At 46.4% G+C, this 977-nt stretch carries 2 protein-coding genes; both read right to left on the minus strand.

Features of this window, described 5'->3' with window-relative positions:
• Positions 1-371, minus strand: a 371-nt coding sequence (gene rpsF, locus ACTHUR_RS12110) for a 30S ribosomal protein S6 (protein ID WP_003757376.1), incomplete at its 3' end; no start/stop codon positions are given.
• Positions 372-504: 133 nt separating this feature from the next.
• Positions 505-977: 4'-phosphopantetheinyl transferase family protein (locus ACTHUR_RS12115; RefSeq protein WP_440398733.1), on the minus strand; the 473-nt coding region annotated here is incomplete at its 5' end.

Here is a 977-nt window from a genome sequence, read left to right on the forward strand (position 1 = left end):
TATTCGGCTGCTGCAACTTCTTCAGCTGCACCGTTCAGCAAGTTTTTTGCTTTTTCGCCGCCCAGCATAGGAGAAGCTTCGGTTACAGCATGTTTTGTTTTGATGGTCAGATGGCGCAGTACGGCATCGTTAAAGCGGAAAGCGGTTTCCAGCTCTTCAACTACTTCAGGAGTAGTTTCGATGTTCATCAAAACATAGTGTGCTTTGTGGATTTTGTTAATCGGGTAAGCCAGTTGACGGCGACCCCAGTCTTCCAAGCGGTGGATTTTGCCGCCGGCTTCGGCAATCATGGTTTTGTAACGTTCAACCATAGCAGGCACTTGCTCGCTTTGATCAGGATGAACGATAAACACGATCTCATAATGACGCATGTTATCTCCTTATGGATGATTAAATACAGCCTTTTGCCATGCGAAAGCAAAAGGCAAGGTTGAAAGCGTCGGATTATAACTGAAATCCAATTCTGCTACAAGCACACAATGCTTTCTGAAAAATATTCCATTTTCAGACGACCTCGATCTTCCCCCAATCATCCTTACCTATATCGCCATAACATTGCAGATGCAGTTCAACATTACTCCCCTGCCAAACACAGGTAACAGCGCATCCATTAGACAACAGAGCCGTCACCCCATGCCAATCCGAGCATCCGCATACCTGTATTTCCTTTTTTCCATCTATCTCAAATCGATAGCCAACCTTGCGCATATCCTCAGGAAAATTTAAATTTGCCGCCTTCAACAGCGCTTCTTTAATGCACCATAGCCGATAAAATTCTTCCCCATCCCAATCGACGGATGCCAAGTATTCCTGCTCCCTCTCGGTGCATACCCACTCTGCCAACGCCTGAAAATCTCGGGGACGGATTTTCTCAACGTCCACACCGGCGGACAGATTATTCGGCGTACACAACACCGCAGCAATGCCGTAACTATGACTGAGCGAAACGATTGGATGCTTTGCTTTTTGTTTTAGGG

The sequence above is a fragment of the Neisseria sp. P0021.S007 genome (assembly GCF_051956855.1).